The following is a 21853-nucleotide window of genomic DNA, read 5'->3' as shown; positions in this document are numbered from 1 at the left end:
CCATCCACGTCTCTGGTCGCGGTGTGCAAGAACGTGGATGCCCGGGACATCTAGCGCGAAGACGCGCTTCGCGCTTTTGCCCGGGCATGACGACCTACCTTGTCCCGTAAGCGCGGTCGCCGGCATCGCCGAGGCCCGGCAGGATGAAGCCGTTCTCGTCGAGGCCTTCGTCGACCGCGGCGGTCCAGATAGGCACGTCCGGATGCAAGCCGCGCAGCCGCTCGAGGCCTTCCGGGGCCGCGATCAGGCAGGCGAGGCGAATGTCCTTGGCACCGCGTTCCTTCAGCCGGTCGACCGCAGCGACGGCCGTGTTGGCGGTCGCGACGACAGGTGTCACCACGATCGCGAGGCGCTCGCTGAGATCCGACGGCGATTTGAAGAAGTATTCGACCGCGGCAAAGCTCTCGGGCTCGCGGTAGAGGCCGATATGGGCAACGCGGGCAGTCGGTACCAGGTCCATCATGCCGTCGACGAAGGTTGTGCCGGCGCGCAGCATCGGCACGAAGACCAGCTTCTTGCCGGCAATCTTGGCCGAGTGCATTGTCGCCAGCGGCGTCTCGATCACCGTGTCGGCGAGCGGCAGGTCGCGCGTCACCTCGTAGCACAGGAGCATGCCGATCTCCTTGATCAGCTCGCGGAACGACTTGGTCGAGATTGATTTGTCCCGCACCAGCGTCAGCTTGTGCTGCACCAGCGGATGATCGACGATCGTGACGCCTTCCATGATCGGATGCTCTTGCTTCTTCCCTTCTCCCCCTGTGGGAGAAGGTGGCGCGTAGCGCCGGATGAGGGGTACTCTCCGCGAACTCCAGTGAAAGATGTGCCCGCGGAGACATACCCCTCACCCGCCTCGCTTTCGCGAGGCATCCTCTCCCACAAGGGGAGAGGGTTAGAACACCGTGCCGTCGCTGATCACCTTGAGCGGCGGCGAACCGTCGGGACGGCGGGCAAACGCGATGGCGCGGCCGGCGGCCCAGGTGCCGCCTTCCAGGATGCTGGCGAGGGGCAACGACTGCGGCGTGCGGCCGAGCCTGGCGCGAACCCGTTCGGCAACACGGTCCAGCAGCGCGACAGTGAGTGCGCGCCACTCGACGACGAGCAGCGAGTCGACCGCGTGTGCGCGATCGAAATCGGCACCATCGCGCAGGCGCAGCACCTCATGATCGACGAACAGGCCGCCATTGCGGTATTCGGCAAGCCCGGTCAGGCCGCCGATGTCGGTGACATCAAAACCTGCGCGCTGGAGCGGTTCGATCAGCGAGTAGCTGAGCCATTGCGATAGCTTGTGCAGCGGCACGAGACCGGCGGTCGCATCATCGGTCTTGATCGCCGGATGCCGCCAGCAATCGCCGAGCGGAACGCCCGCGAGCTCGAGCCGTGACGGCCAGATCGGTCCAAGCTGGTTCAGCACTGCAGACAGGATCGCGGGGGCGGGGATGGCGCCATCAGTCGCTTGTGCGGCGATATGATCGAACAGGCCGCCCGGCCGTGGCGTGTCCTGCATGCCAAAGATGTCGGCGCGCGCAGCGACAAGTCTGCCCAGACGTTGCAGCAGATCGGTGCGTCCCGCGAGGCCGAGTAGCGGATTGGCATCGCTCGCCTGGAAGGCGGACGTCAGTGCCGAGAGCGGCAGCCTTGCGAGCACATCGGCATCGACCCTGAACGGTACGCGCGCGTCGCGCGAAAAGAGCCCGGCGGCAAACATGTCGAGGCTCGCGAGCGCGAGCCCTTCGGAGCGGCCAATGCCTTGTCCGGTCACGGCGTCGCGATAGCGCCACGCTGCGCCGGCGCCGGCGTCGAGCAGCACGCTGACGATGGCGAGGTCGAATTCCGCGCGCGCTCGCGCCGCGCGATCAGGCCACGATGTTGCGTTCGCCAGCCGCGCCCAGCGGTCGACGCCGCCGAACACAAAATGCCGCCACCGCGCGTGGAAGGGAATGTCGAGCGTCGGATAGGCCTTTCGCGTGACGGCCAGTACGGCGTCGGCAACGCCATCCATGCGATCGAGATCGATGGTGAAGTGCGTCAGGCCGCCCCGAAGGCCGATCTCGAGCATCTGTCCGGCGCGCGCGCGAACCGCTTTCGCGGTGAGCAGCGCGCGTGCCTCGTGTTCTGAAGCCGCCATCGCCGGATCAGTATTTTTCCAGCGAACGTCCGACCACGCCGTCGACGTCCTTTTCCGGCGCAATGTCGGTCGAGTAATAGCCGGCCGCCTTCTTCGCGGCGATCTCGACATAGGCGTCGGCCGGGATCAGCTCCGGCGGGATCGGCACGCGCTCGACGATGTCGATGCCCTGCGAGGTCAGCGCGTCGTACTTCATGTCGCTCATCGACAGGAAGCGGTCGATGCGCTTGAGGCCGAGCCAGTGGATGGTATCGGGCATCAATTGCTGGAAGCGCGCATCCTGGACGCCGGCGACGCATTCTGTGCGCTCGAAATAGGCGGCGGCCGCATCGCCGTCCTCCTGGCGCTTGCGCGCATTGTAGACCAGGAACTTGGTGACCTCGCCGAGCGCGCGGCCTTCCTTGCGGTTGTAGACGACGAGTCCGAGCCCGCCCTCCTGCGCGCCGCGCGCGGATTCCTCGATGCCGTGGATCAGATAGGGCCGGCACGTGCAGATGTCGGAGCCGAATACGTCGGAGCCGTTGCACTCGTCGTGCACGCGACAGGTGATCCTGGTGCGATGGTCCGGCAGTTTCGTCACATCGCCGAACATGTAGACGGTGGTGCCGCCGATCGGCGGCAGGAACACCTTCAGGTCCGGCCGGGTCACGAGCTCCGGGAACATGCCGGCGGTCTGCTCGAACAGCGTGCGGCGCAACTCGGTTTCGCCGGTCGCGAAGCGCTCGGCAAGGCCGGGCAGGTACCAGACCGGATCGATCGCGATCTTCACCACCGAGACGCTGCCATTGGCATGCACGACGTCGCCGTCGGCGCGCAGGCGCTTGGCGGCGAGCGCCTCGCGGATCTCGGGCAGGTCGAGCCGTGCGCGCGTGATCGCGATGCTCGGGCGGATGTCGACGCCCTCGGCGATGTCCTTGCCGAAATTCTCGGCGACCAAATGGCCCCAGGGATCGAGCGCGACGATCTTTGCGGGATCGCGCCATTGCTCGAACGGCCCGATGGTCGCCGCCGGGAATGTGTTGGTGAGGTCGGGCCTACGTATCGGATCGAGCGCACCGGCGGAGACGGCGAGTGCGCGGTACATCGCGTAGGAGCCGCCATGGCTGCCGATCACGTTGCGATCCCCGGCGCGCGACACCGTTCCGATGATCGGCCCGCGGGCGCGCGCGTCGGCTGCGCCCCAGTGAATCGGAAAGGCCGCCTTGCGGCCCGGCTCGGGATGCGAGGTGAGGCGGATGTGATCGGTTCGGTTCGCGCGGCTCATGGCCAAACTCCCAAAAAGCCAACGGCCCGCCGCTCGGACGGGCCTGGCTCCACCGCGTTGCAGGACCAGAGCCCGGCGACGCAATCCAACATATTGTAGCGGCCAGCCACGACAGACAAGTTAATCATAAGGGGGCGGGCAGGGCCGCTTTGCTGGTCTCTTATATGGGTATTGGCGGAGCCGACGGGAATGGCGGGGCGATGCCGGTCGGGCAGCCCGCCAGCGATTTCGTCCATTTAAGGCATTGATATAATTGTATTTTTCGAATCAACAGCCGACTGAGCTGGCAAGCCTGCGCCGCGCGCAGGCCAGTCGCGACATGACCTCGCCCATCGGCAGCGACGTCACCTCCGATATCTCCCGGTAGGACAGCGAGTCGATCTCGCGCAGCACCAGGATCTCGCGCAGGCGCCGCGGCAGGGTCTCGATCGCGCAGCGAATGGCAGTCGCACTGGCCTCGGCGCGGATCGAAACTTTGTCGGCGCGGTCGTCCGATTGGAGGACGGAAGCGCTGACCGCATCGGGTAAGCGCTTGTGTGCGAATACATCACTTTGCCGATCGCGTTGCCGACGGGTGGTCAGCCATGTCCGATAGCAATTCCGCACGCCCTTCAACATCAGGGTCCGGGTTCGTCGCCCCGGTTCGACATCGTTGCGGAGGAAAGCCGCCTGCACGATGTGCTCGGCGGCTTCCGCGTCGCAGCTCAGGAAGCGCGCAAAATTATAAGCCGAGTCGAGCGTCAGCATGCCGTCCCGATTTGCATTGACGCCGTCCTGCATCGTCAGCCTCGCGCGATCCCGTGTTGATGTGCGCGGCTCTCCTGATCGAAATGGCGGGCGATCTCAATGGACGGCCGGTGGTCTTTCGCTGGAATCGCAATCCCCCGGGAAGCGCGGTGAAATCAGCGGCTTCCGGTCACACCTCCCCAACGCTTCGACGAGACCTCCATGCTGCACGAACCGGAATTGATCGATCGACCCGCAACGGCGAGACGCACGAAGTTCGGCGCGTTCGAGGCGAACCAGCGCAGCGGTGAGCTGGTCAAGAACGGCAGGCGTGTGCGCTTGCAGGAGCAGCCGTTCCAATTGCTCTCGGCGCTGCTGGAACGTCCGGGCGAGGTGGTGACGCGCGAGGAGCTGCGAACGCTGCTCTGGCCGCAGACGGTGGTCGATTACGATCACGGGCTCAACAAGGCCGTCAGCAAGATCAGGGAGGCGCTCGGCGATTCCGCGGAGAGCCCGCGCTTCGTCGAAACGGTGGCGCGCCGGGGGTATCGCTTTCTCGCCGATGTCACCGTCATGATCGATGGAAGTCCCGCGCGCGCGCCCGATCCGCCTCCGCCGGAGCCGCAGGTTGCGCCTCCGGCACCGCCCGTTGTCAGGCGCCGGCATGGCCTGTTCGCCTCGATCGGCCTGATCGTGCTTCTCGCCGCGGCGCTGCTGGCCTGGCTCTCGCGCTGGCGCGAGATGCCGCAAACGATCCATTCGCTTGCGGTGCTGCCGCTGATCAATACCTCGGAAGTTCAGTCGCAGGATTTTTTCGCCGACGGCATGACCGGCGAGCTGATCACGGAGCTCGGCAAGGTCGATGCACTGAGGGTGATCTCGCGCACCTCGGCGATGACATATAAAGGCGCGCACAAATCGCTCGCGACCATCGCGCGCGAGCTCAATGTCGACGCTGTCATCGAAGGCAGCGTGATGCGCGCGAATGGGCGCGTGCGGATCACGGCGCAGCTGATCCACGCGAGCGACGACAGCCGGGTCTGGGCAGACAGCTATGAAGGCGACGTGCGTGATGCGCTGACGCTTCAGGTCCGTGTCGCCCGTGCCGTGGCCGGGCAGGTGCGCGCCACGCTGAATCACGGCGAGCGCGCCACACCTGAAAAGGCCCGCAGCGTCGATCCGCTGGCCTACGAAGATTACCTGAAGGGCCGTTACTTCCTGAACAAGCGCACCGGCGACGGTCTCAGGTCCGCGATCAAATATTTCCGCCAGGCCATCGAGATTGACCGCTCCTATGCCGAGGCCCATTCCGGCCTTGCCGATGCCTATGCACTCGCCGGCGACTGGGAATACGGCGTGCTCTCGACCACGGAGGCATTCTCCAAGGCGACCGCGGCGGCGAGCAGGGCGCTCGAGCTCGACGGCACGCTCGGCGAAGCCCACACCTCGCTTGCCTTCGCGCTCGATCTCTACGGCTGGGACTGGGACGTCGCTGCGTCCGAATACGAGGCCGCCATCCGCCTCAGCCCCAGCTACGCCACCGCACATCATTGGTACGCCTGGCATCTGATGCTGATGGACAAGACATCAGAGGCGCTGCAACAATTCAACCAGGCGCAAAGCCTCGATCCGCTCTCCCTCATCATCGGCGCCGACATCGCCGATGCGCTCTGCATCGTCAGGGATTTCGCCGCGGCGGTCGCGCAGAGCCGCAAGACGCTCGAGCTCGATCCAGGATTCGCCGTCGGCCATTATGAGCTTGGCCAGGCCCTGGTTCAGCTCGGTGGCTTCGACGAGGCGATTGCCGAGTTCCGCAAGGCGATCGAGATCTCCGGCCACAGCAGCGTGTTCGATTCCAACCTCGCCTACGCTTACGCCGTTTCCGGCCGCAAGGAGGACGCTCTCAGGATTGCTGCCGACATGGCGGCGCACGCGGACACATATCCATCAGCGCAGGCCAACATCGCGCTCATCCATGCAGGTCTTGGCGATCGCGACGCCGCGCTCGACTGGCTCGACAAGGCTTACGAGGCCCGCTTCAATCCCTCGATCCTGCTGCGCCCCGCCTTCGATTCCATCCGCAGCGATGCGCGTTTCACGGACCTCATGCACCGCATCGGACTAGGCAAAACCTAGGCAATCAGACATATCCTACGGCTCCGGCCTCGTTTTCGGAGTGCGCCATGTCTTCAGCTAGTATGTCTGCCGCCAGCTACATCGATCCACGCAATGGAAAGCTTTATCCGCTTCACGAGCCGCGCTGGTGCTCGGATGAGCGCACACCGCTGCTGGTGACGCCGGGGGCAGGAATCTCGCGCGCGGATATCGACACCGGCACGCGATCGCTGTGGCGCTACCGGGCATCGCTGCCGGTGGAGATCAACGACCCGATCTCGCTGGGCGCCGGCTGCACGCCGCTCGTGCAGCAGGCGTGGGGCGATCTGCGGCCGTTCTTCAAGCTCGAATGGTTCAACCCGACCGGCAGCTTCAAGGACCGCGGCTCCGCGGTGATGCTATCCTTCCTGCGGCAGATCGGCGTCAACGCCATTTTGGAGGACTCCTCCGGCAATGGCGGCTCGTCGATGGCCGGGCTTGGCGCGGCCGGCGGCATGCGCGTGAAGATCCTGGCGCCGGCCTCGACCTCGCCGGCCAAGATCGCGCAGGTGCGCGCCTACGGCGCCGAGGTCCAGCTCGTCGAGGGGCCGCGCGAGGAGTCGGAGGCCGAGGCCATCAGGCAGTCGAGCCAGACCTTCTATGCCAGCCACAACTGGCAGCCGTTCTTTCTCGAGGGCACCAAATCGTTCGCCTATGAGATCTGGGAAGATCTTGGGTTTCGTGCGCCCGACAACGTCATCGTCCCGGTCGGTGCCGGCAGCAGCCTGCTCGGCTGCGCCTTCGGCTTCCGCGAGCTCTTGAAGGCGGGACAGATCGCAAAGCTGCCGCGCCTGTTCGCCGCGCAACCGCTCAATTGCTCGCCGATCGATGCGAGCTTCAAGGCCGGCGTCGATACGCCTGTGGCGCGCGAGGTGAACAAGACCATTGCCGAGGGCACCGCGATCAAGTCTCCGCTGCGGCTGCGCGAGATCATCGGCGCCTTGCGCGAAAGCGGCGGCGGCACGGTTGCGCTCACCGAGGACGAGATCGTCGCCGCGCTGCGCCGTCTGGCGCGGCAGGGCCTGTTCGCCGAGCCCACCAGCGCCAGCGCGGCTGCGGCGCTGGAGAAACTCTCGGCCAACGGGGCCATCAAGGCCAACGAGACCACGGTCGCGGTCCTCACCGGCACCGGGTTGAAGGCCGCGACCACCGTCGCCGATCTCGTAGGATAGGACGCAGCACGGCGTCTTCCCCTCTCCCACAAGGGGAGAGGGGGCTCGTAAAGTCTATTCCTTCAGATTGTTCACCTGCTTGACCCAGGCGCGCACATCCGCGAGCACCTCGGGCAGCACCGCTCTCACCTCCAGCACGGTCATGCCGGCCTTGATGCGGGGGTCGTAGAGCAGATTGAGGATGTACTGGTCGTAGACGTCGAAATAGCCCATCGAGACGTTGTCGTTGAACATCGTCCACGGCACGCTCGCGGTGTCGTTGATCGGCCCGAGCGACTGCAGCACTTCCTCATAGGCGCAGTCGAGGAAGGTGAAGTCGCTGCTGTCGACGGTGAGGATGACGTCGGAATGCTCGATCTCGTATTGCTCGTTCTTGCGGAAGCCGGACAGGCATTGCGGATCGAGCGAGGTGCGGATCTCGCGCGCCTTCTCGGCGCCGTAGAAGCTCGTGATGGTGCGGTAGAGGTCGCGATCGCGCACCAGCTTCACCCGCACATTCGCCGCCTCGCTGACGTCGGTCATGGCGATGTCGAGATGCTGCACGCGCTTGCCGATGTCGGCGACGACCTTTGCGAGCTGCGCCTTGCGATCCGCGCGATCGGTCTCGGCGAACACGCGCACAGGTCCGTCGAACTTGCGGATGCGGTCGACGCGGCCCGCGAGGTGGTATTCGGCGCCGAAGGCGGTCTTGAAGAAGCCGTCGACGATCTCGGCGTCGGTAAAGCTCTTCTTCTCGGCACGCTGGCGCGAGGCGATCGCGGGCAGCTCGCCGGCGATGGCCCTGGGTGCGGCATCAGGCAGACAAGTGAGCGCCGCAAACGCCAGCAGGGCGAAGCGAAAGGCGGCCGAGGGCAGGTTGAAAGCGCGCATCGTCACGCAACGCTGCCGCATTCGCCGGCGACGCACAAGTCCGCAAATTCACGCGGATGAAGGGTTCCCGCGGTGTTCGGGGATCAGTTGTTGAGCACGACCACGGTGGTGCCGACGCCGACGCGGCCGTAGAGGTCGGTGACGTCGTCATTGGTCATGCGGAAGCAGCCCGAGGACACCGCCTGGCCGATCGTCTCCGGCTCGTTGGAGCCGTGAATGCGGTAAAGCGTCGAGCCCAGATACATCGCGCGGGCGCCGAGCGGGTTCTCGATGCCGCCCTTCATGTGGCGCGGCAGGTCGGGCCGGCGGGCGATCATCTGCGACGGCGGCGTCCATTCCGGCCATTCCTTCTTGGCCGTGATCTTGTGCACCCCGCCCCAGCGGAAGCCGTCACGGCCGACGCCGATGCCGTAGCGCAGCGCCTGGCCATTCTGGAGCACGAGATAGAGCCGGCGCTCTGCGGTGTTCACCACGATCGTGCCGGGGGCATAGTTGCCGTTGTACATGACGGTGGTGCGGGGGATCGGGCTCGCGCCGCCGCCGCCGAGATAGCCGGTGGAGCTGGTGCCCGTGAAGTCCATCATGCCGGCCGCGGATGCGTCGGCTGCGCCAGCCAGCAAGAGCGCGATTGCGGTGATCGGCGCGGCAAAAAACCGGATCATTGTTTCCCCCAGCAAAAAAATCGATTCAACAGAAGCCACAGGCCATATTTGCGGGCATTCCGCAAGCCACGGCCCCGTGAGGCAAACCTTCCTAACAGACAGGTCATCGTTAACGGGCGGCGTTACCAAATCGCCAACCAGGGCCAATTTGTCGAAAAAGCATTAGCCAAGCCGGCGGGTTGTCATGCGGGGCAGGGCGGCAATGCCGGCTCTTGCTTTGACCGGGCCCGCGAACAATGATTGATCGGACGGATCACTGGAATGGGCCGGTTGCGGGAGCAGATAGAATGAACGGTGCGGAAAGCCTGGTGCGGACGATGGTCAAGGGCGGGGTGGACGTCTGCTTCACCAACCCGGGCACCTCCGAGATGCATTTTGTCGCGGCACTCGACCGCGTGCCGGGCATGCGCTGCGTGCTCGGCCTGTTCGAAGGTGTGGTGACGGGCGCGGCCGACGGCTATTTCCGCATGAAGGGCACGCCGGCCTCGACCTTGCTGCATCTCGGCCCCGGTCTCGCCAATGGCCTCGCCAATCTGCACAACGCCAAGAAGGCCAATTCCGGCATCGTCAATATCGTCGGCCAGCACGCCGTCTACCACATCGACTATAACGCGCCGCTGACCTCCGACATCGAGGGCCTGGCCCGGCCGATGTCGTCCTGGGTCCGCACCTCGCCGAATTCCAAATCGGTCGCCGCCGACGGCGCCGCCGCGATCGCCGCCGCCAAGAGCGCCCCGCCGCAGATCGCAACCCTGATCCTGCCTGCCGACACCGCCTGGAACGAAGCCGATGGCGTGGCCGAGGTTCCGGCCGAGCAGCAGCGCGCCAGCTATTCGCCGCAGGCGGTCGAGCAGGCCGCAAAGATCCTGCATGGCGACGGCGAGGGCACGCTGCTCTTGATGACTGGCAGCGCGCTGAGCGAGCAGGGCCTGGCGCTGGCCGAGCGCATCGCCGCCAAGACCGGCTGCACCGTGATGGGCCCGACCTTCCGCCCGAAGATGGCGCGCGGCCGCGGCCGCTTCTCGATCGACCGCATCCATTATGTGATCGAGAACGCGCTGCCGATGCTGGCCAGGTTCCGTCACATCGTGCTGGTCGAGTCCGATGATCCCGTGGCGTTCTTCGCCTATCCGAACAAGCCGAGCATGCTCAAGCCCGAGGGCTGCGAGGTCCATCGCATGACCTCCTGGGGCGAGAATTCGGTGGCGGCGCTGGAAGCGCTCGCCGGCGCCGTGAAGGCCAGCGCCAGGGACGTCAAGCCACATGCCTCGGCTGAACTCGTCAAGCCGACCGGCGCGCTCACCTTCGCCTCGATCGCGCAGGCGATCGCCTGTGCGATCCCCGAGAACGCGATCATGGTCGACGAGTCGCTGACCACCGGCCGCGGCTTCTTTCCGCCGACGGCGGCAGCCGCGCCGCACGACTGGCTGCAGAACATGGGCGGCTCGATCGGCTTCTCGACTCCGCTGTCGATCGGCGCCGCGATCGCCTGCCCCGATCGCAAGGTCATCACCATGGTCGGCGACGGCAGCGCGATGTACACGATCCAGTCGCTGTGGACGCAGGCCCGCGAGAACCTGAACATCGTCACCATTGTGTTCGCCAACCGCATCTACCAGATCCTGCGCGGCGAGTTCGACAATGTCGGCGCCGGCGAGCCCGGCCAGCGCGCCAACGACATGCTCCGCCTCGATCGGCCGACGCTCGATTTCGTCGCGCTGGCCAAGGGCATGGGCGTGCCGGGCCGCGCCGTCACCAATGCCGACGAGTTCAACAAGGCGCTGGCCGAGGCCGTCGCCGAGCCGGGACCGCGGCTGATCGAAGTGCAGATGTAGGGCTGGCCGAGCTCTCTCAGGACGTCGTCCCGGCGAAGGCCGGGACCCATAACCCCGGGGAGAGATTTGACGAAGATTCGAGGTCCGGCAGGCGCACCGCGCGCCCTCGGTGGATCTCGCGGCATAGGTCCCGGCCTTCGCCGGGACGACATTGCTGGTGTGGCGCGTTCCGCGCTCTCACCATGAAGGTCTGATAGCGGCGCGAGTGGGCGCGTGATGGGCGGGGGCACGATGCAGACCGAGCTGAACAAGATAATCGCGGCGCTCCGGGAGTTCTACGCCCACGAGGGATTCCTGTTCGAGAAGGACATCGGCGAGCGCGCGATCACGCACCGCTTCGCCGTCTATCTCGAGCGGCAGTTCCAGGGCTGGGCAGTCGACTGCAATTACGACCGGCTCGGCGAGCGCACGCTGCACCTGCCGCACGGTACCATCATCTCGACCGACGATCATCTCGGCAAGTCGATCTATCCCGACGTGGTCGTGCACCAGCGCGAGATCCCGAACAATCTGCTCAGCGTTGAAATTCGCAAGGCGAGCAATCACACGCCGCTGGAGCACGATCAGCACAAGCTGAAGGCGATGACCGATCCGCATGTCTGGTTCGCCTTTTGGATGGGCGTGCTGCTGGTGCTGGACAAGGACAGCGTGACGATTTCGGAAGTTTATGTGAGTGGCGTCGTCGATCAGGCGCAGTCGCTCTGGTTCGCGGAGCGGCTTGCGGAGAGCGGCCTCGCGGCGGCGCATTAGCGCATCTGCGCACCGACGCCGGACTTTCGAGATAAGGCGGTCGTCGATCCGCTTGGGCGTTTGCTGCCGGATAAACGCGTCAATGCTGCTTCAACGGCTCGTGGCTGCGGCTCACTGTCGGAGGCTTCAATCCCGAGGCATCATTTCGACGGAACGGTTATGAGAATTGATTATACTCCGCGATGATTGCGCCGAGCTCGGGATGGAATGTCATAAGGCTTGATACGACCAGTAATATAGTCAGCGCGCCCGCGACGCGGATCAGGATCCGATATCTCGCTTCTGCCGCTATCGCCGAACGCTTCGCATCTGATGTCAGGACTTCGAGTGCCATGACAGGCGTGGCTGCGAGCGCGAGCGGCAAAAACAAGTAGAACGAATGATGCATCTTATCCTCCGTCGCTCGGGCACCGGGGTAGCCGTCTAGGAAGATATCCTGATCGGTGGAGTGGTGAAGTGAGGCAGTTCACAGTTCACCACTCACCAGGATTGTAGGCCGGCTGGTCAGGCACGTCTTGCAACCCTGTGGCGACTCCCAGACAAAAAGCGCGCTTTGATCCAAGCCAATCGGCCGCGCACATTTGCACGCAGCGGCTTTGGGTTCGGAGGCCGTTCGAGCTCCGCGGATGAACCGGACAAGGATTCCCAGCAACTAATCGTGAGAGGAGGCGAGCCTGCCACGCGAGCATGCCGGCAGTCGCCTCCGACCGAGCAGCAGGGACGAACCTCATGCCATACATCATCGTGCTGATTGCCGTGATCGGCATCGTGGTTCTGCAGATGGCCGGCGCGATTCCGATGGATGCCGTCGGTGGGGGCTTGGTGATTGCGGCGGCCACGTTTGCCGCCGCTTTGGCGATCGCCGTCCACGAGGCATGGACGAAAAAACGGGGTGTGCTCGGCTGGATTGCAAACATCGTCGTCTCGCTTCTCGGCGCTTTCCTTGCCGCCCAGCTCGGCGGCCCGCTTGTGGCCATTCCACTGCTGATGCTCGTGGGCGGGGGCGGCAGCTCACTGGCGGCAGCAGGGGATGCCGTCATGTCCGCCGGGCTCGTTCTCATGATGGTCGTCACGCTCGCGGGATCGTCGGGCGCGCTGTGGCTCATGAACCGGCGGCGATGAGTTTCTTCAAGCACCGATTGCGCCGACGCGACGAAGGATGCGCTTGGTCTTCTTCACGTCCGACTGGACATGGGCTGCTCATAGGCCCGTCTCTGATCTTCGCCTGAGACGCCGACACGTACACTCGCGGTTGAGTCCATTTCTCCCGCTAGCGTCAAAATGATCGGGAAAAAACGGCAGAAGAGAAGGAACGGTGAAACGCCGATCGGGGTTGATCGAGCACGTGGAGTGCTTCGATGGACAGAACTTCGATCTATGATGAATTGAGCCGTGTTGAACGAGATGTGGTCGCAGGAGAACGCCAGCTTGCAGAACAGGAGCGGCTCGTTCTCGACTTGAAAAAGGATGGTCAGAATACCGTCAACGCTGAAAAGGAGCTGGAACGGCTGCGAGACTGCCAGCGCCTGCGCGATCAGGATCGTCAAAGGCTCCTGTCATTGCTGCAGCCCTGAGACAGCGAAAGCACTCCCATTGAAATCACACCTCGGCTACTGGTGCTCGCAGGTGAACGAGGCAGCCCGCGGACTGATCTCAGCATCGTTAGCTGAAGGCCGCCGGCATGACGCAGGCGGCCTTCGTCGGTCATCGTCAATAGTTCAATGCAGCGGTGCGCCCTGGCCGAGTGCGTAGGTCACGAGATCCTTCAGCGCGAAAGCGGGACCGGTCACCGGCGCCCAGTTCGGATCGAGCGACAGCACGGAGGAGGCGTCGCCGAACATCATGCCGAGGAAGACCTCGGCGACGATACGTCCGCCGACCGGGCCGAGCTGAGGCGTGTTGACGCCGCCCGCCGGGGCGCCGGTGGCCGGAACTGCGACGGCGGTCTTGAACTGGGCCGCTTCCGCGAGGATGTAGGTCCAGAGCGGGCAATTACCCTTGAAGATGCCGTTCGCAATCGACGCGATCGGAACCTGCGGGTCGCCGGACGGATCGGGATCATCGACGGCCCGGCCGACGATGATCTGCTCGTCGGTCAGCGGCGTCTGGTGCATCGCCCTGGCGACCGCCTGGCCCGAAGGCAGCCCGAGTCGCCAGCCGCGTTCGAGATTGCGAAGCGCCAGCGACGACGGATTGGAGGCGACCTCCGGCGGCAGCTTGCGCAGCGGATCGACCAGAGAGGTGTCGATGCGGTAGGCGAACTGGAGGCGCCGCTTGTTGTCGGGATTGGTGCTGTCGTCCTCGACGCCGTAGGCGCGGGTGTCGATGTCGATGAACCGCCCCCAGTCGATGGCGCGTCCCGGCCCCATCGCGCGGAAACCGGTCAGCGCGTTGTTGTCGGGATTGTTCGGATCGGGGAATATCTGCAGCAGCATGTTGTCGGCGTCGTTGAGCCGATAGCCGGGCCGGATCATGGAATGTCCGAGCCGGTAGGCGGCAACCGAAAACTCGACCGGCATGAACGGGTACGTCTTCCAGTGATAATAGGCGAGCTTGCCGCGATCGTAATGGCCGCCGGTCCTGAGATCGTTCAGCACGGTGGCATTGACGATGCGCGGCAGGAAGTCGTTCAGCACGACATATTGATAGTGGAAGCGCACGCGCTGTTGCACGTCCTGGAAGGAGAGACCGTCATTGTCGTCGACCATCCGGTTGTGGAAGCGCAGCATCAATCCCTGGAACTGCGAGACGATGCTGTTTTCGTCGTTGCGGGGGTCGCCGATGAGTGCGCGTCCCCTGAAGCGCGGCAGGTCGACGGCGTTGGCGACGCCGGTGCCGGTCAGGGGATCGCCGAGCAGGAATTTTCCGCTGCTGTCGTACATGTAGGGCTGGTCGTTCGGACCGCGGCCATAGAGATTGTCCAGATCGAGCGCGGGCGTGCGGAAGTCGACGAGCCCATCCGGATCCTGCTGCTTGGTCAGCGAGCTCACCGGATCGAAGGTGATGTCGTGATCGATGAACTGACCGAAGTAAGTGTAGAGCGCGGGAATTCCGCTCTCCTCGGCGTCGGGGCCGTCCTTGGGCGGATCGAAATCGCCGACCATGTTGTCGGCGAGCGCTGCGAGGTTGGCGATGTTGTCGGCTTCGTTCGGGCCGAATTTAGCCGGTGTCAGAGTGCGAAACATGCGGCCGAAGCGGCCTTGTGACAGCGGCGAACGGGTGGCGTTGAGACCGCGGGGCGCAATAGCGTGACGACTGCTCATAAAGGACCTCCATGAAAAGTGACGACGGCAAGCAACTAAATCTAAAATTGTTCGTCATAGGATATGCATGTGAAGCTAGATCGCTGAATTTTGCCTCGCAATGCGCTGCTTCACACATTGCGCGACGTCGATCCGGTTTTGTGAGGCAGCGTTGCGAACAAGCTGTGGATGTGCTTCGCGAATTTTTCGCGTGTCGATGCTGAATAACATTCTCGTCATCGACATCGGCGATGCGAGGCAATGTCAGCCTCGCCGACCTAATCAGCGAGGCCGATGCCGTACCGAATTTCATGCTCCCGTGAAAGTTGTGTCGGTGCGCGCATGCCGCGCCGTCAATCGTTGAGGCTTGCGAGAATGCGTAACGCGGAGTGATCCGCGATCGGCCGACCTGCCGGAAAGTCGCCACGAGGCCCTTGCGTATTCGAGGCGGCATCCGACGCGTTGTCGCGCGCGCCCCGGTATCGGAGCGTGCGTCGTGCCCGGCAAGCGCCTATGATGCGGCAAGCCGTCGTGGGCATGTGATCTCGGCCACAGTTTGCGGGCGTGGTCCCGCCTATCCTCGGTCGACTTGCACGCGTCGATCGCGCCGGACGACGCCCTTGCCATTGGGGTTCAGGTATATTGGAGGTTCTGATGCAAAAATTATATTTGCTGACCGCGACTGCGGCACTGGCGCTCATCATGCAGACACCGCTCGCGCTGGCGCAGAACACGCCGGCGACCACGCAACCGGCTGCAACCGCCGCGCCGACGACCACGACACCGCCGGGCACAGCCTCCGACACATCGAGCCCGTCGACTATTTCGAAGAAAAGCGCTGAGAAGAAGCCGGCGAAGAAGACGGCGCCGAAGGCCATGACCCGGCAGGAGATGGAGCATTCGATGGATACCGGGACCGTGCCGGAGCGTTACCGCAGCTCGGTGCCCAAGGAGTATCAGCAATACGTTCCGTTCGAGAAGCAATGACCGATCGTCTTGCGGCGCGGCGTGCTGTCGCGGCGGAGCAGGGAGCCATGCAGGAGTGATGGTTTGATCTGACGCGCGGCCCTTGTGGCAGTCTACGGTGCCGATGTTAGAGTAGGCCGAGCCGGGGGAAGCCGTGATGAGTGACGACGCAAAGGATGCTGGCCTTGTGGCCATGATCAGCAGCATCCTGGGAGGCAACAAGCGCGCAGAGGCCGCAAGCCCGCCGCCGCTTGCTGACTTCATGCCGGCCGCGCCGGCGAGCGAGCCCGTTCCTGCGGTGCCCGAGATCCCGGAAGCGGAATCGCCCAAGCTCCAGGATGCGTCCGACGACGCGGCCGCTGTTCCGGAGCCGGCCGCGCCTGTCAATCAACCGCTGACGTCCGACGGCAAGCGACGTTTGCCCGCGGCAGCGATTGCCGAACTCGTGCTCGGCGAGTTGCGCAAGATCGAGGGTTTTCCGGCGTCCGGTGTCTCGGTCACGGTCTACGGCTATCGCCACTGGAACGCGATGATCACCTTCGCGCCGTTCTCGACCAATTTCCAGAACGCGACCCGGTTCCGTCAGGCGCTGCCCGACCTGGTCTTCAAGCTACGCCGTTTCGTCGAACTTGAGATATAGTGAAAGATGATCGCAGGTCACCCGGCGCGGTTCACTGCGGTGGACTGCAGGCGAGTGGCGCGGCGATCACTCCAAAACCGTTCGACAGGATCTCGAATTGAGCGTCGCCTTTACCAAAGAAGAGAGCGCCGAGACCGCCTCCGAGACGTTGCTGCCGGATCGTCCGATCTCGCCGCATCCGAACCTCGTGACGGAAGCGGGCTTGCAGGCATTGCAGTCGCAGCTTCACGCTGCGCGCGAGGCCTATGAAGCCGCGCAAGCCATCGACGACGTCAACGAAAAGCGCCGGCAGTCGGCGGTGCCTTTGCGGGACGCGCGCTATCTGACCGAGCGCCTGCGCACGGCGCAGCTCGTTGCCAATCCGGCATCGACCGATGTTGTCGCCTTCGGCAGCACGGTGACCTTCAGCCGCACTGATGGCCGCGTGCAGACCTACCGCATCGTCGGCGAGGACGAGGCCGATCCGAAGGCCGGATCGATCTCGTTCGTCGCGCCGGTCGCGAAATCGCTGATGGGGAAGGCTGTGGGTGACGTGGTCGGCGGAGGGGCGCAGGAGATCGAGATTTTGGCGATCGCGTAGGGGACGCGCAGGGCGCGGCGAGGATTGCGCGGCAAAGAGTGTCATCGACATCGGCCGTCCCGTTCGTCTAGATGATCAGCGCATGTCCATTGTCGTGCCCTGGTATCGATGATCTCCGCTGTGTCCGCGCAACAAGGCCCGACGGTTGGATGAGACGATTTCTGTCGGGAGCGTTGCCATTCTACGCGCTGGCCGGATTGGCCATGTGCATGTACCTCGTCCTGTACAAGACCGACATTTTCGACCTGAACGTCATCGTCCGGGATGCGACCGGCTCAGCATGGTTTCCGGTCTTCATGTTCGTCTGCGTGCTGCTGGAGTCGGTGTTCCCGTATTTTGGCTATTTTCCCGGCACGGCTCTCATCCTGATGTCCGCGGCGCTCGGTCCGAAGTCGGCGGATGTCTCCGTTTTCATCGTGGCGTGGCTGGCCATCATCGTGGGCGCCGTTCTGAGCTACGGACAGGCTCGCTTCTTCAGACCGTTCCTGCAGCGGGTCGCCTCATCAGCGGCGCTGGGCCGGTGCGAGTCCCTGTTCGACGCCTACGGTCCTTACGCACGCATCGCCCTGTTCGTTCACCCCAACGCTTGCGCGATGTATTTCACCGCGCTCGGCCTTCTCGGCCGAAACCTGGCGCGAGAGCTCGCCTATCTCTGCGTGGGGACAGCGGCCGCCGTGGGCATCCTGTTCGTCATCGTGACCAGGCTCGTGTCGTCCGTCGGCGCTACCGATGACGGGCAGTTGCAGGTGCTGCTGGCGGCAGCGCTCGTCGCGATCGGAACCCTCGTCGGGCTGTACGCGGCGTGGAGGCCAAATCGGGTCGCGTGAAGCTTGCCCCGTCATTGCCCCTGTTTTGCCCGACGGCGCAAGTTATTTTCGGAAAATGCGCAACCCATTGATCCGACTGAAGTCGGCTACTGTGCATGGGGTTGTTTTCGACATTTCGATCGGATGGGTGACGAAAGCCGTCCCCGCATCAGGGATCGTCCGCAAACAGCAGGGTTCAGGATGATGGATGGTGGGCGCACAAGGGATCGAACCTTGGACCTCTCCCGTGTGAAGGGAACGCTCTCCCGCTGAGCTATGCACCCGTAACCATCGTGCCTACGGCCGGACCTTGTCGGCTGGCCGGCGCATTGGAGCCCGCGATTTAGAAGTGCGGGTGAGACGTGTCAAGTTTTCAGGCGGCTTCGAGCCGGAAAACCTTTCGTCAGTGTCGCAATTCGGCGGCGAGGCCGGATTTGGGGTGATTTAAGCGCCTTGCTGGCGGGCGCGAGAGGCGTGGGCCTGGAGCGCGCGGATGCGTTCGGCCAGCGTTCCACCGCCCTCGGGCAGGGCGGCGGCTGCCGCGCCGTTGGTCGCGACGCCATTGGCCGGGCGGGCGGCCTGCTTCGGCGGCTGGCCGGCCTCGGCCGCCAGCAGCGCCTCGATCGGCGAGTTCGGGCCTTCCAGTTGCATCGCGAGCTTTGCCACCTCGGCGGCGATGTCGTTGATGCGCTCGCGCAGCAGCGCATTCTCCATGCGCTCGGTCGCCCAGGAGCTCTCGGCCTGCTGCTGGATCACGTTGATGTCGCGCTGGAGTTTCGCCCGCTCGTCGCGGGCCGTGACGAGCTGCTCTTCCAGTGCGGCCTTCTCGGTGCGCAGTGTCTCCATCGCGGCCGACGACTTGCCGCCGCTCAAACCGGCGATCTCGACGCGCAGATCCTTGATCGTGCGCTCGGAGCCTTCGTTGGTCTGGCGGAGCTGGTTGTTCTCGTAGTCGCGCTCGGCGAGCAGCTTGCCTTGCGTCGCAAGGCGGCCTTCGAGATCGGCGACGCGGCCGGTCAGCATCTCGGCTTCCTTCACCTGCACGATCAGCTGGTGATCCAGCTCGGTGACGCGCTGGTTCAGATTCTCGACGCGGCCGCGCGCATCGCCAAGCTCGCGCGAGGCGACTTCCGATTCCGAGCGCTCGTGCGTCAGCCGCGCCTGCGTGGCGACAAAATCCTTCTCGGCATCGCCGACGCGGTTCTTCAACTCCTCGATCTGCGCGCGCACCGCGACCAGCTCGACCTGGCGGGTTTCCGCCATCATCGAACGGTCGGACAATTCGGAATTGATCTTGGCGAGTTCGCCCTGCTTGTTGCTCAGCGCAATCTCGGCCTCGCGCAAGGCTGCAGTCTTGATGTTGAATTCCTCTTCGGTGGCGCGGAGCTGCTCCTTCACCGCCTTCTCGCGCGCCTCGAGCGCGAAGATCGTGGCGTTCTTCTCGCCGAGCTCGATCTTCATGCGGTTGATGGCGTCGCTCTTCTTGCCGAGCTCGGCGAGCTGGCTCGTCGTCTTGTTCTTGAGCTGGTCGACGCTCATCTCCAGCCGGCGCGCCGACATGGCGAACTCGGCGCGGAGCTGGTCCTTGTCGGCCTGGATCTCCGCCATCGACAGCGGCGTCGCCGCCTCGAGCCGGCGCGTGGTCAGGCGTACCGCGCGGTTATGCACCAGCGGCACGATGGCAAGCCCGCACAGCATCGACAGCAGGAAACCGATCGCCAGGTACATGATCGGTTCGACCATGGGGCAGAACTCCGAAAGCTAAGGAAAAATTTACCAAGGACAATGCATGGCGGGCCGGCAAAAAGCCAGCCCCGCCCTGTTGTTAACGTGAATCCGGAACTTGACCGGGGAGGGAGCGCTAGAACGGGTTCCAGGTCGCTCGCGGCGTGTACTTGAGATAGCCGATATTGGCGCCCAGCCGCAGTCCGAGGCCGGAGCGGATCGGCACCAGCACGATGTTGTTCGACGTGAGCGCCGTCATGCCGAAGCCGCCGATGATATAGGCCGAGCCGTCGATGCCGGCGAAGCGCTGGTAGATCGCGTTGGTGGCGGGCAGATTATAGACCAGCGTCATGGTGCGCGCGCCATCGCCGCCCCAGTCGAAGCCAAGCGACGGACCCTGCCAGTAGACGCGCAGGTCGCCGGCGTTCTTCGTATAGAGCGTACCCTCGCCATAGCGCAGGCCGGCGACGAAGGCACCGGAGCCTTCCTCGCCGAGGATATAGCCGTTCGGCAGGCCCCATTGGCTGACCGCCTTCTCGATGATCGAGGCGAGGCCGCGCGAGACGTTGCCGAAGAAACGGTGGCCGGCGTTGACGAGTTCGTCCGGCCCGTAGGTGTTGGGCGTCGGGGTCCGCGTCGGCGGCGGCAGGTCCGGCGGCGGCGCGGCCGTCTGGGCGGAGGCCGGCACGGTCCAGCCGGCCAGCGCGATGAGCGCCACTGCGGCAAGGCGTGATGCGAAAGTCATAAAAGAACCCCTGGTATCGATTCCGGTCCGCTTCCCTTAACCTGACGCCAACAGGCACGGTTCTAGGTTGCGCCGGATGTCCCCTCGACTCGGATGTTATCCGCAGCAACTATGACGGCACAACGGCAGGAAGATAGCCCTTTGCGCCCCCGAATTGCCTTGATCGGCGGTCTGGTCTGCCTGGTGGCGGGCATTTGGCTGGTCTGCTCCGGGGTGCCGGTGCAGGCGGCCACCACTGAGCGGATCGTCGTCAATCGCTTCTCGGGCGTGGCGATCGAGGGCTTCGATCCCGTGGCCTATTTCGTCGATGGCGGGGCGGTGCGGGGAACGGCGGAGTTCGAGGCCAATCTCTGGGGCGCAGTCTGGCGCTTCCGCAACGACGGCAACCGGGCTGAATTCCTGGCCCATCCCGAGGTCTACGGCCCGCAGTACGGCGGCTATGACCCGGTCGATATTGCGCGCGGGGTGGTCAACGCGGCCAATCCCCGCTTCTATGTGATCTCGGCGCAGCGGCTCTATCTGTTCAGCCGCGAGGACAACCGCGACGCCTTCGCCGCCAATCCCGAACGCTTCCTGTATGAAGTCGGCAAGCGCTGGCCGGCGCTTCAGGACAAGCTCAGTCAGTAGGGCGTTACCGCCCCGGCGTCGCCCCAGGCGATGAACGCCGGAATGATGAAACCGGTGTCGCCGCGCTCGCCGAACCGGAGCTCGCCGCCCTTGCCGTCGGTCACCTTGCCGCCGGCCGCGGTCACCACTGCGCAGCCCGCCCCGACGTCCCATTCGCAGGTCGGCCCGAAGCGGGGATAGATGTCGGCGCTGCCCTCGGCGATCCGGCCAAACTTCACGGCTGAGCCGCAGGTCTTTCTGACGGCGTTGGGCCTGCCATCGATGAATGCCTCGCTTTTGGGATCGCCATGCGAGCGGCTTACCGCGGCGATCCAGGGCTCGCCGTGCTTGGGCAGCCTGCGGGTCCGGATCGGCTCGGCAGCGCCGATCGTGGCACGGTCAAACTTCACGCGCTCGGCGCCGTGGCCGACGATGCCCCGCCAGAGCAGCCCGAGCGCAGGCGCGCTGACAATGCCGAGCAGCGGGACGCCCTCGGTCACGAGGGCGAGGTTGACGGTGAACTCGTCGCGGCCGGCGACGAACTCCTTGGTGCCGTCGAGCGGATCGATCAGAAAGAAGCTGCCGCGAAACGGCGGCGAGGCGAGGTGGGTCCGCTCTTCCGACAGCGTCGGCACATCCCCCGCAAGTTTCGCGAGCCCTTCGGCGATGATTCGGTCGGCGGCGAGGTCGGCCTCGGTCACCGGCGAGCCATCCTGCTTGCCGTCGACCCGCATCGCGCCGCGGTTGACCCCCAGGATGGCTTCGCCGGCCTGCACCACCAGCGCGGTCAGGGGCTCCATCAGCCGGTCGGCGGTCTCGCCGTCGATGATCCTCACCTGCATGCCTCATTCATCGGCAAATTTCGCCTCTCGTCACGTGATTCGCCCGCGTCCTTTATGGGCGGTTCGGACCTATCGCAAGCTAGCTGCCACGGGCTGGCGAATGTTAGAACCCGCAGCATCCGTCAAGCATGCGTGATTCGCCG

General features: G+C 64.7%; 22 protein-coding genes and 1 tRNA gene. 11 read left to right on the top strand and 12 right to left on the bottom strand.

Going from position 1 to position 21853, the window contains the following annotated elements; translation table 11 throughout:
• Positions 1–94 precede the first annotated feature (94 nt).
• The 4 genes from upp to JQ631_RS13150 form a co-directional block, all read right to left on the bottom strand.
• Complete coding sequence (upp, locus tag JQ631_RS13165; protein WP_212326718.1) at positions 95–724, bottom strand: uracil phosphoribosyltransferase; 630 nt, start codon at positions 722–724, stop codon at positions 95–97.
• 165 nt (positions 725–889) lie between these two features.
• Entirely contained in the window at positions 890–2125 is a 1236-nt protein-coding gene (locus JQ631_RS13160; RefSeq protein ID WP_212326717.1) for a URC4/urg3 family protein, read from the bottom strand.
• 7 nt (positions 2126–2132) lie between these two features.
• Positions 2133–3389: a GTP cyclohydrolase II gene (locus JQ631_RS13155; RefSeq protein ID WP_212326716.1), complete on the bottom strand. Its 1257-nt coding sequence runs from the start codon at positions 3387–3389 to the stop codon at positions 2133–2135.
• Positions 3390–3656: 267 nt separating this feature from the next.
• Complete coding sequence (locus tag JQ631_RS13150; protein ID WP_212326715.1) at positions 3657–4169, bottom strand: sigma-70 family RNA polymerase sigma factor; 513 nt, start codon at positions 4167–4169, stop codon at positions 3657–3659.
• A gap of 168 nt (positions 4170–4337) precedes the next feature.
• On the opposite strand from JQ631_RS13150, the gene JQ631_RS13145 reads away from it, so the two are divergent.
• Positions 4338–6251, top strand: coding sequence for a winged helix-turn-helix domain-containing tetratricopeptide repeat protein (locus JQ631_RS13145; protein ID WP_212326712.1), 1914 nt, complete (start codon positions 4338–4340; stop codon positions 6249–6251).
• A gap of 62 nt (positions 6252–6313) precedes the next feature.
• Positions 6314–7441, top strand: a complete 1128-nt coding sequence (locus JQ631_RS13140; RefSeq protein ID WP_212328593.1) for a threonine synthase — start codon at positions 6314–6316, stop codon at positions 7439–7441.
• 54 nt (positions 7442–7495) lie between these two features.
• Here JQ631_RS13140 and JQ631_RS13135 read toward each other — a convergent pair whose 3' ends face one another.
• Both JQ631_RS13135 and JQ631_RS13130 read right to left on the bottom strand, forming a co-directional pair.
• On the bottom strand, positions 7496–8311 hold the full coding sequence (locus JQ631_RS13135) for a DUF2927 domain-containing protein (RefSeq protein WP_212328592.1): 816 nt from the start codon (positions 8309–8311) through the stop codon (positions 7496–7498).
• Positions 8312–8394: 83 nt separating this feature from the next.
• On the bottom strand, positions 8395–8973 hold the full coding sequence (locus JQ631_RS13130) for a L,D-transpeptidase (RefSeq protein WP_212326710.1): 579 nt from the start codon (positions 8971–8973) through the stop codon (positions 8395–8397).
• Between the two features lie 287 nt (positions 8974–9260).
• On the opposite strand from JQ631_RS13130, the gene JQ631_RS13125 reads away from it, so the two are divergent.
• Together JQ631_RS13125 and JQ631_RS13120 are read left to right on the top strand one after the other, a co-directional pair.
• Positions 9261–10808, top strand: coding sequence for an acetolactate synthase large subunit (locus JQ631_RS13125; RefSeq protein ID WP_212326708.1), 1548 nt, complete (start codon positions 9261–9263; stop codon positions 10806–10808).
• Between the two features lie 231 nt (positions 10809–11039).
• Positions 11040–11558, top strand: a complete 519-nt coding sequence (locus JQ631_RS13120; protein WP_212326706.1) for a hypothetical protein — start codon at positions 11040–11042, stop codon at positions 11556–11558.
• A 157-nt stretch (positions 11559–11715) separates the two neighbouring features.
• Here JQ631_RS13120 and JQ631_RS13115 read toward each other — a convergent pair whose 3' ends face one another.
• Positions 11716–11946, bottom strand: a complete 231-nt coding sequence (locus JQ631_RS13115; protein WP_212326704.1) for a hypothetical protein — start codon at positions 11944–11946, stop codon at positions 11716–11718.
• A 341-nt stretch (positions 11947–12287) separates the two neighbouring features.
• Here JQ631_RS13115 and JQ631_RS13110 point away from each other — a divergent pair, with 341 nt between their 5' ends.
• Positions 12288–12680: a hypothetical protein gene (locus tag JQ631_RS13110; protein WP_212326702.1), complete on the top strand. Its 393-nt coding sequence runs from the start codon at positions 12288–12290 to the stop codon at positions 12678–12680.
• A 236-nt stretch (positions 12681–12916) separates the two neighbouring features.
• The gene (locus JQ631_RS13105) at positions 12917–13132 is read left to right on the top strand and encodes a hypothetical protein (protein WP_212326700.1); all 216 of its coding nucleotides are present in this window, start codon (positions 12917–12919) and stop codon (positions 13130–13132) included.
• A 144-nt stretch (positions 13133–13276) separates the two neighbouring features.
• Here JQ631_RS13105 and JQ631_RS13100 read toward each other — a convergent pair whose 3' ends face one another.
• On the bottom strand, positions 13277–14821 hold the full coding sequence (locus tag JQ631_RS13100) for a peroxidase family protein (protein WP_212326698.1): 1545 nt from the start codon (positions 14819–14821) through the stop codon (positions 13277–13279).
• A 633-nt stretch (positions 14822–15454) separates the two neighbouring features.
• On the opposite strand from JQ631_RS13100, the gene JQ631_RS13095 reads away from it, so the two are divergent.
• The 4 genes from JQ631_RS13095 (at position 15455) to JQ631_RS13080 (ending at position 17813) form a co-directional block, all read left to right on the top strand.
• Complete coding sequence (locus JQ631_RS13095; RefSeq protein ID WP_212326697.1) at positions 15455–15787, top strand: hypothetical protein; 333 nt, start codon at positions 15455–15457, stop codon at positions 15785–15787.
• Between the two features lie 136 nt (positions 15788–15923).
• Positions 15924–16406 (top strand): hypothetical protein, encoded by a 483-nt coding sequence (locus tag JQ631_RS13090; RefSeq protein ID WP_212326696.1) that lies wholly within the window; start codon positions 15924–15926, stop codon positions 16404–16406.
• Between the two features lie 97 nt (positions 16407–16503).
• On the top strand, positions 16504–16986 hold the full coding sequence (gene greA, locus JQ631_RS13085) for a transcription elongation factor GreA (protein WP_212326695.1): 483 nt from the start codon (positions 16504–16506) through the stop codon (positions 16984–16986).
• A 149-nt stretch (positions 16987–17135) separates the two neighbouring features.
• A complete protein-coding gene (locus tag JQ631_RS13080) occupies positions 17136–17813 on the top strand; it encodes a hypothetical protein (RefSeq protein ID WP_212326694.1) in 678 nt (225 codons plus the stop codon).
• A gap of 188 nt (positions 17814–18001) precedes the next feature.
• Here JQ631_RS13080 and JQ631_RS13075 read toward each other — a convergent pair.
• The 3 genes from JQ631_RS13075 to JQ631_RS13065 form a co-directional block, all read right to left on the bottom strand.
• A tRNA-Val gene (locus JQ631_RS13075) sits at positions 18002–18076 on the bottom strand.
• Between the two features lie 160 nt (positions 18077–18236).
• Positions 18237–19535: a coiled-coil domain-containing protein gene (locus JQ631_RS13070; RefSeq protein ID WP_212326693.1), complete on the bottom strand. Its 1299-nt coding sequence runs from the start codon at positions 19533–19535 to the stop codon at positions 18237–18239.
• Positions 19536–19653: 118 nt separating this feature from the next.
• Complete coding sequence (locus JQ631_RS13065; protein WP_212326692.1) at positions 19654–20262, bottom strand: DUF1134 domain-containing protein; 609 nt, start codon at positions 20260–20262, stop codon at positions 19654–19656.
• A gap of 141 nt (positions 20263–20403) precedes the next feature.
• Here JQ631_RS13065 and JQ631_RS13060 point away from each other — a divergent pair, with 141 nt between their 5' ends.
• Complete coding sequence (locus JQ631_RS13060; RefSeq protein WP_212326690.1) at positions 20404–20889, top strand: YHS domain-containing (seleno)protein; 486 nt, start codon at positions 20404–20406, stop codon at positions 20887–20889.
• On the opposite strand, the gene JQ631_RS13055 is transcribed toward JQ631_RS13060, so the two are convergent.
• A complete protein-coding gene (locus tag JQ631_RS13055; RefSeq protein WP_212326688.1) occupies positions 20883–21710 on the bottom strand; it encodes a 3'(2'),5'-bisphosphate nucleotidase CysQ family protein in 828 nt (275 codons plus the stop codon). The two genes, JQ631_RS13060 and JQ631_RS13055, sit on opposite strands and share 7 nt — an antisense overlap.
• Positions 21711–21853 lie beyond the last annotated feature (143 nt).

It is taken from the genome of Bradyrhizobium manausense (assembly GCF_018131105.1).
Taxonomy (GTDB): Bacteria; Pseudomonadota; Alphaproteobacteria; order Rhizobiales; family Xanthobacteraceae; genus Bradyrhizobium; species Bradyrhizobium manausense_B.
Note: the sequence above shows the minus strand (reverse complement) of the source record. Positions and strands in the feature narration are given on the sequence as shown.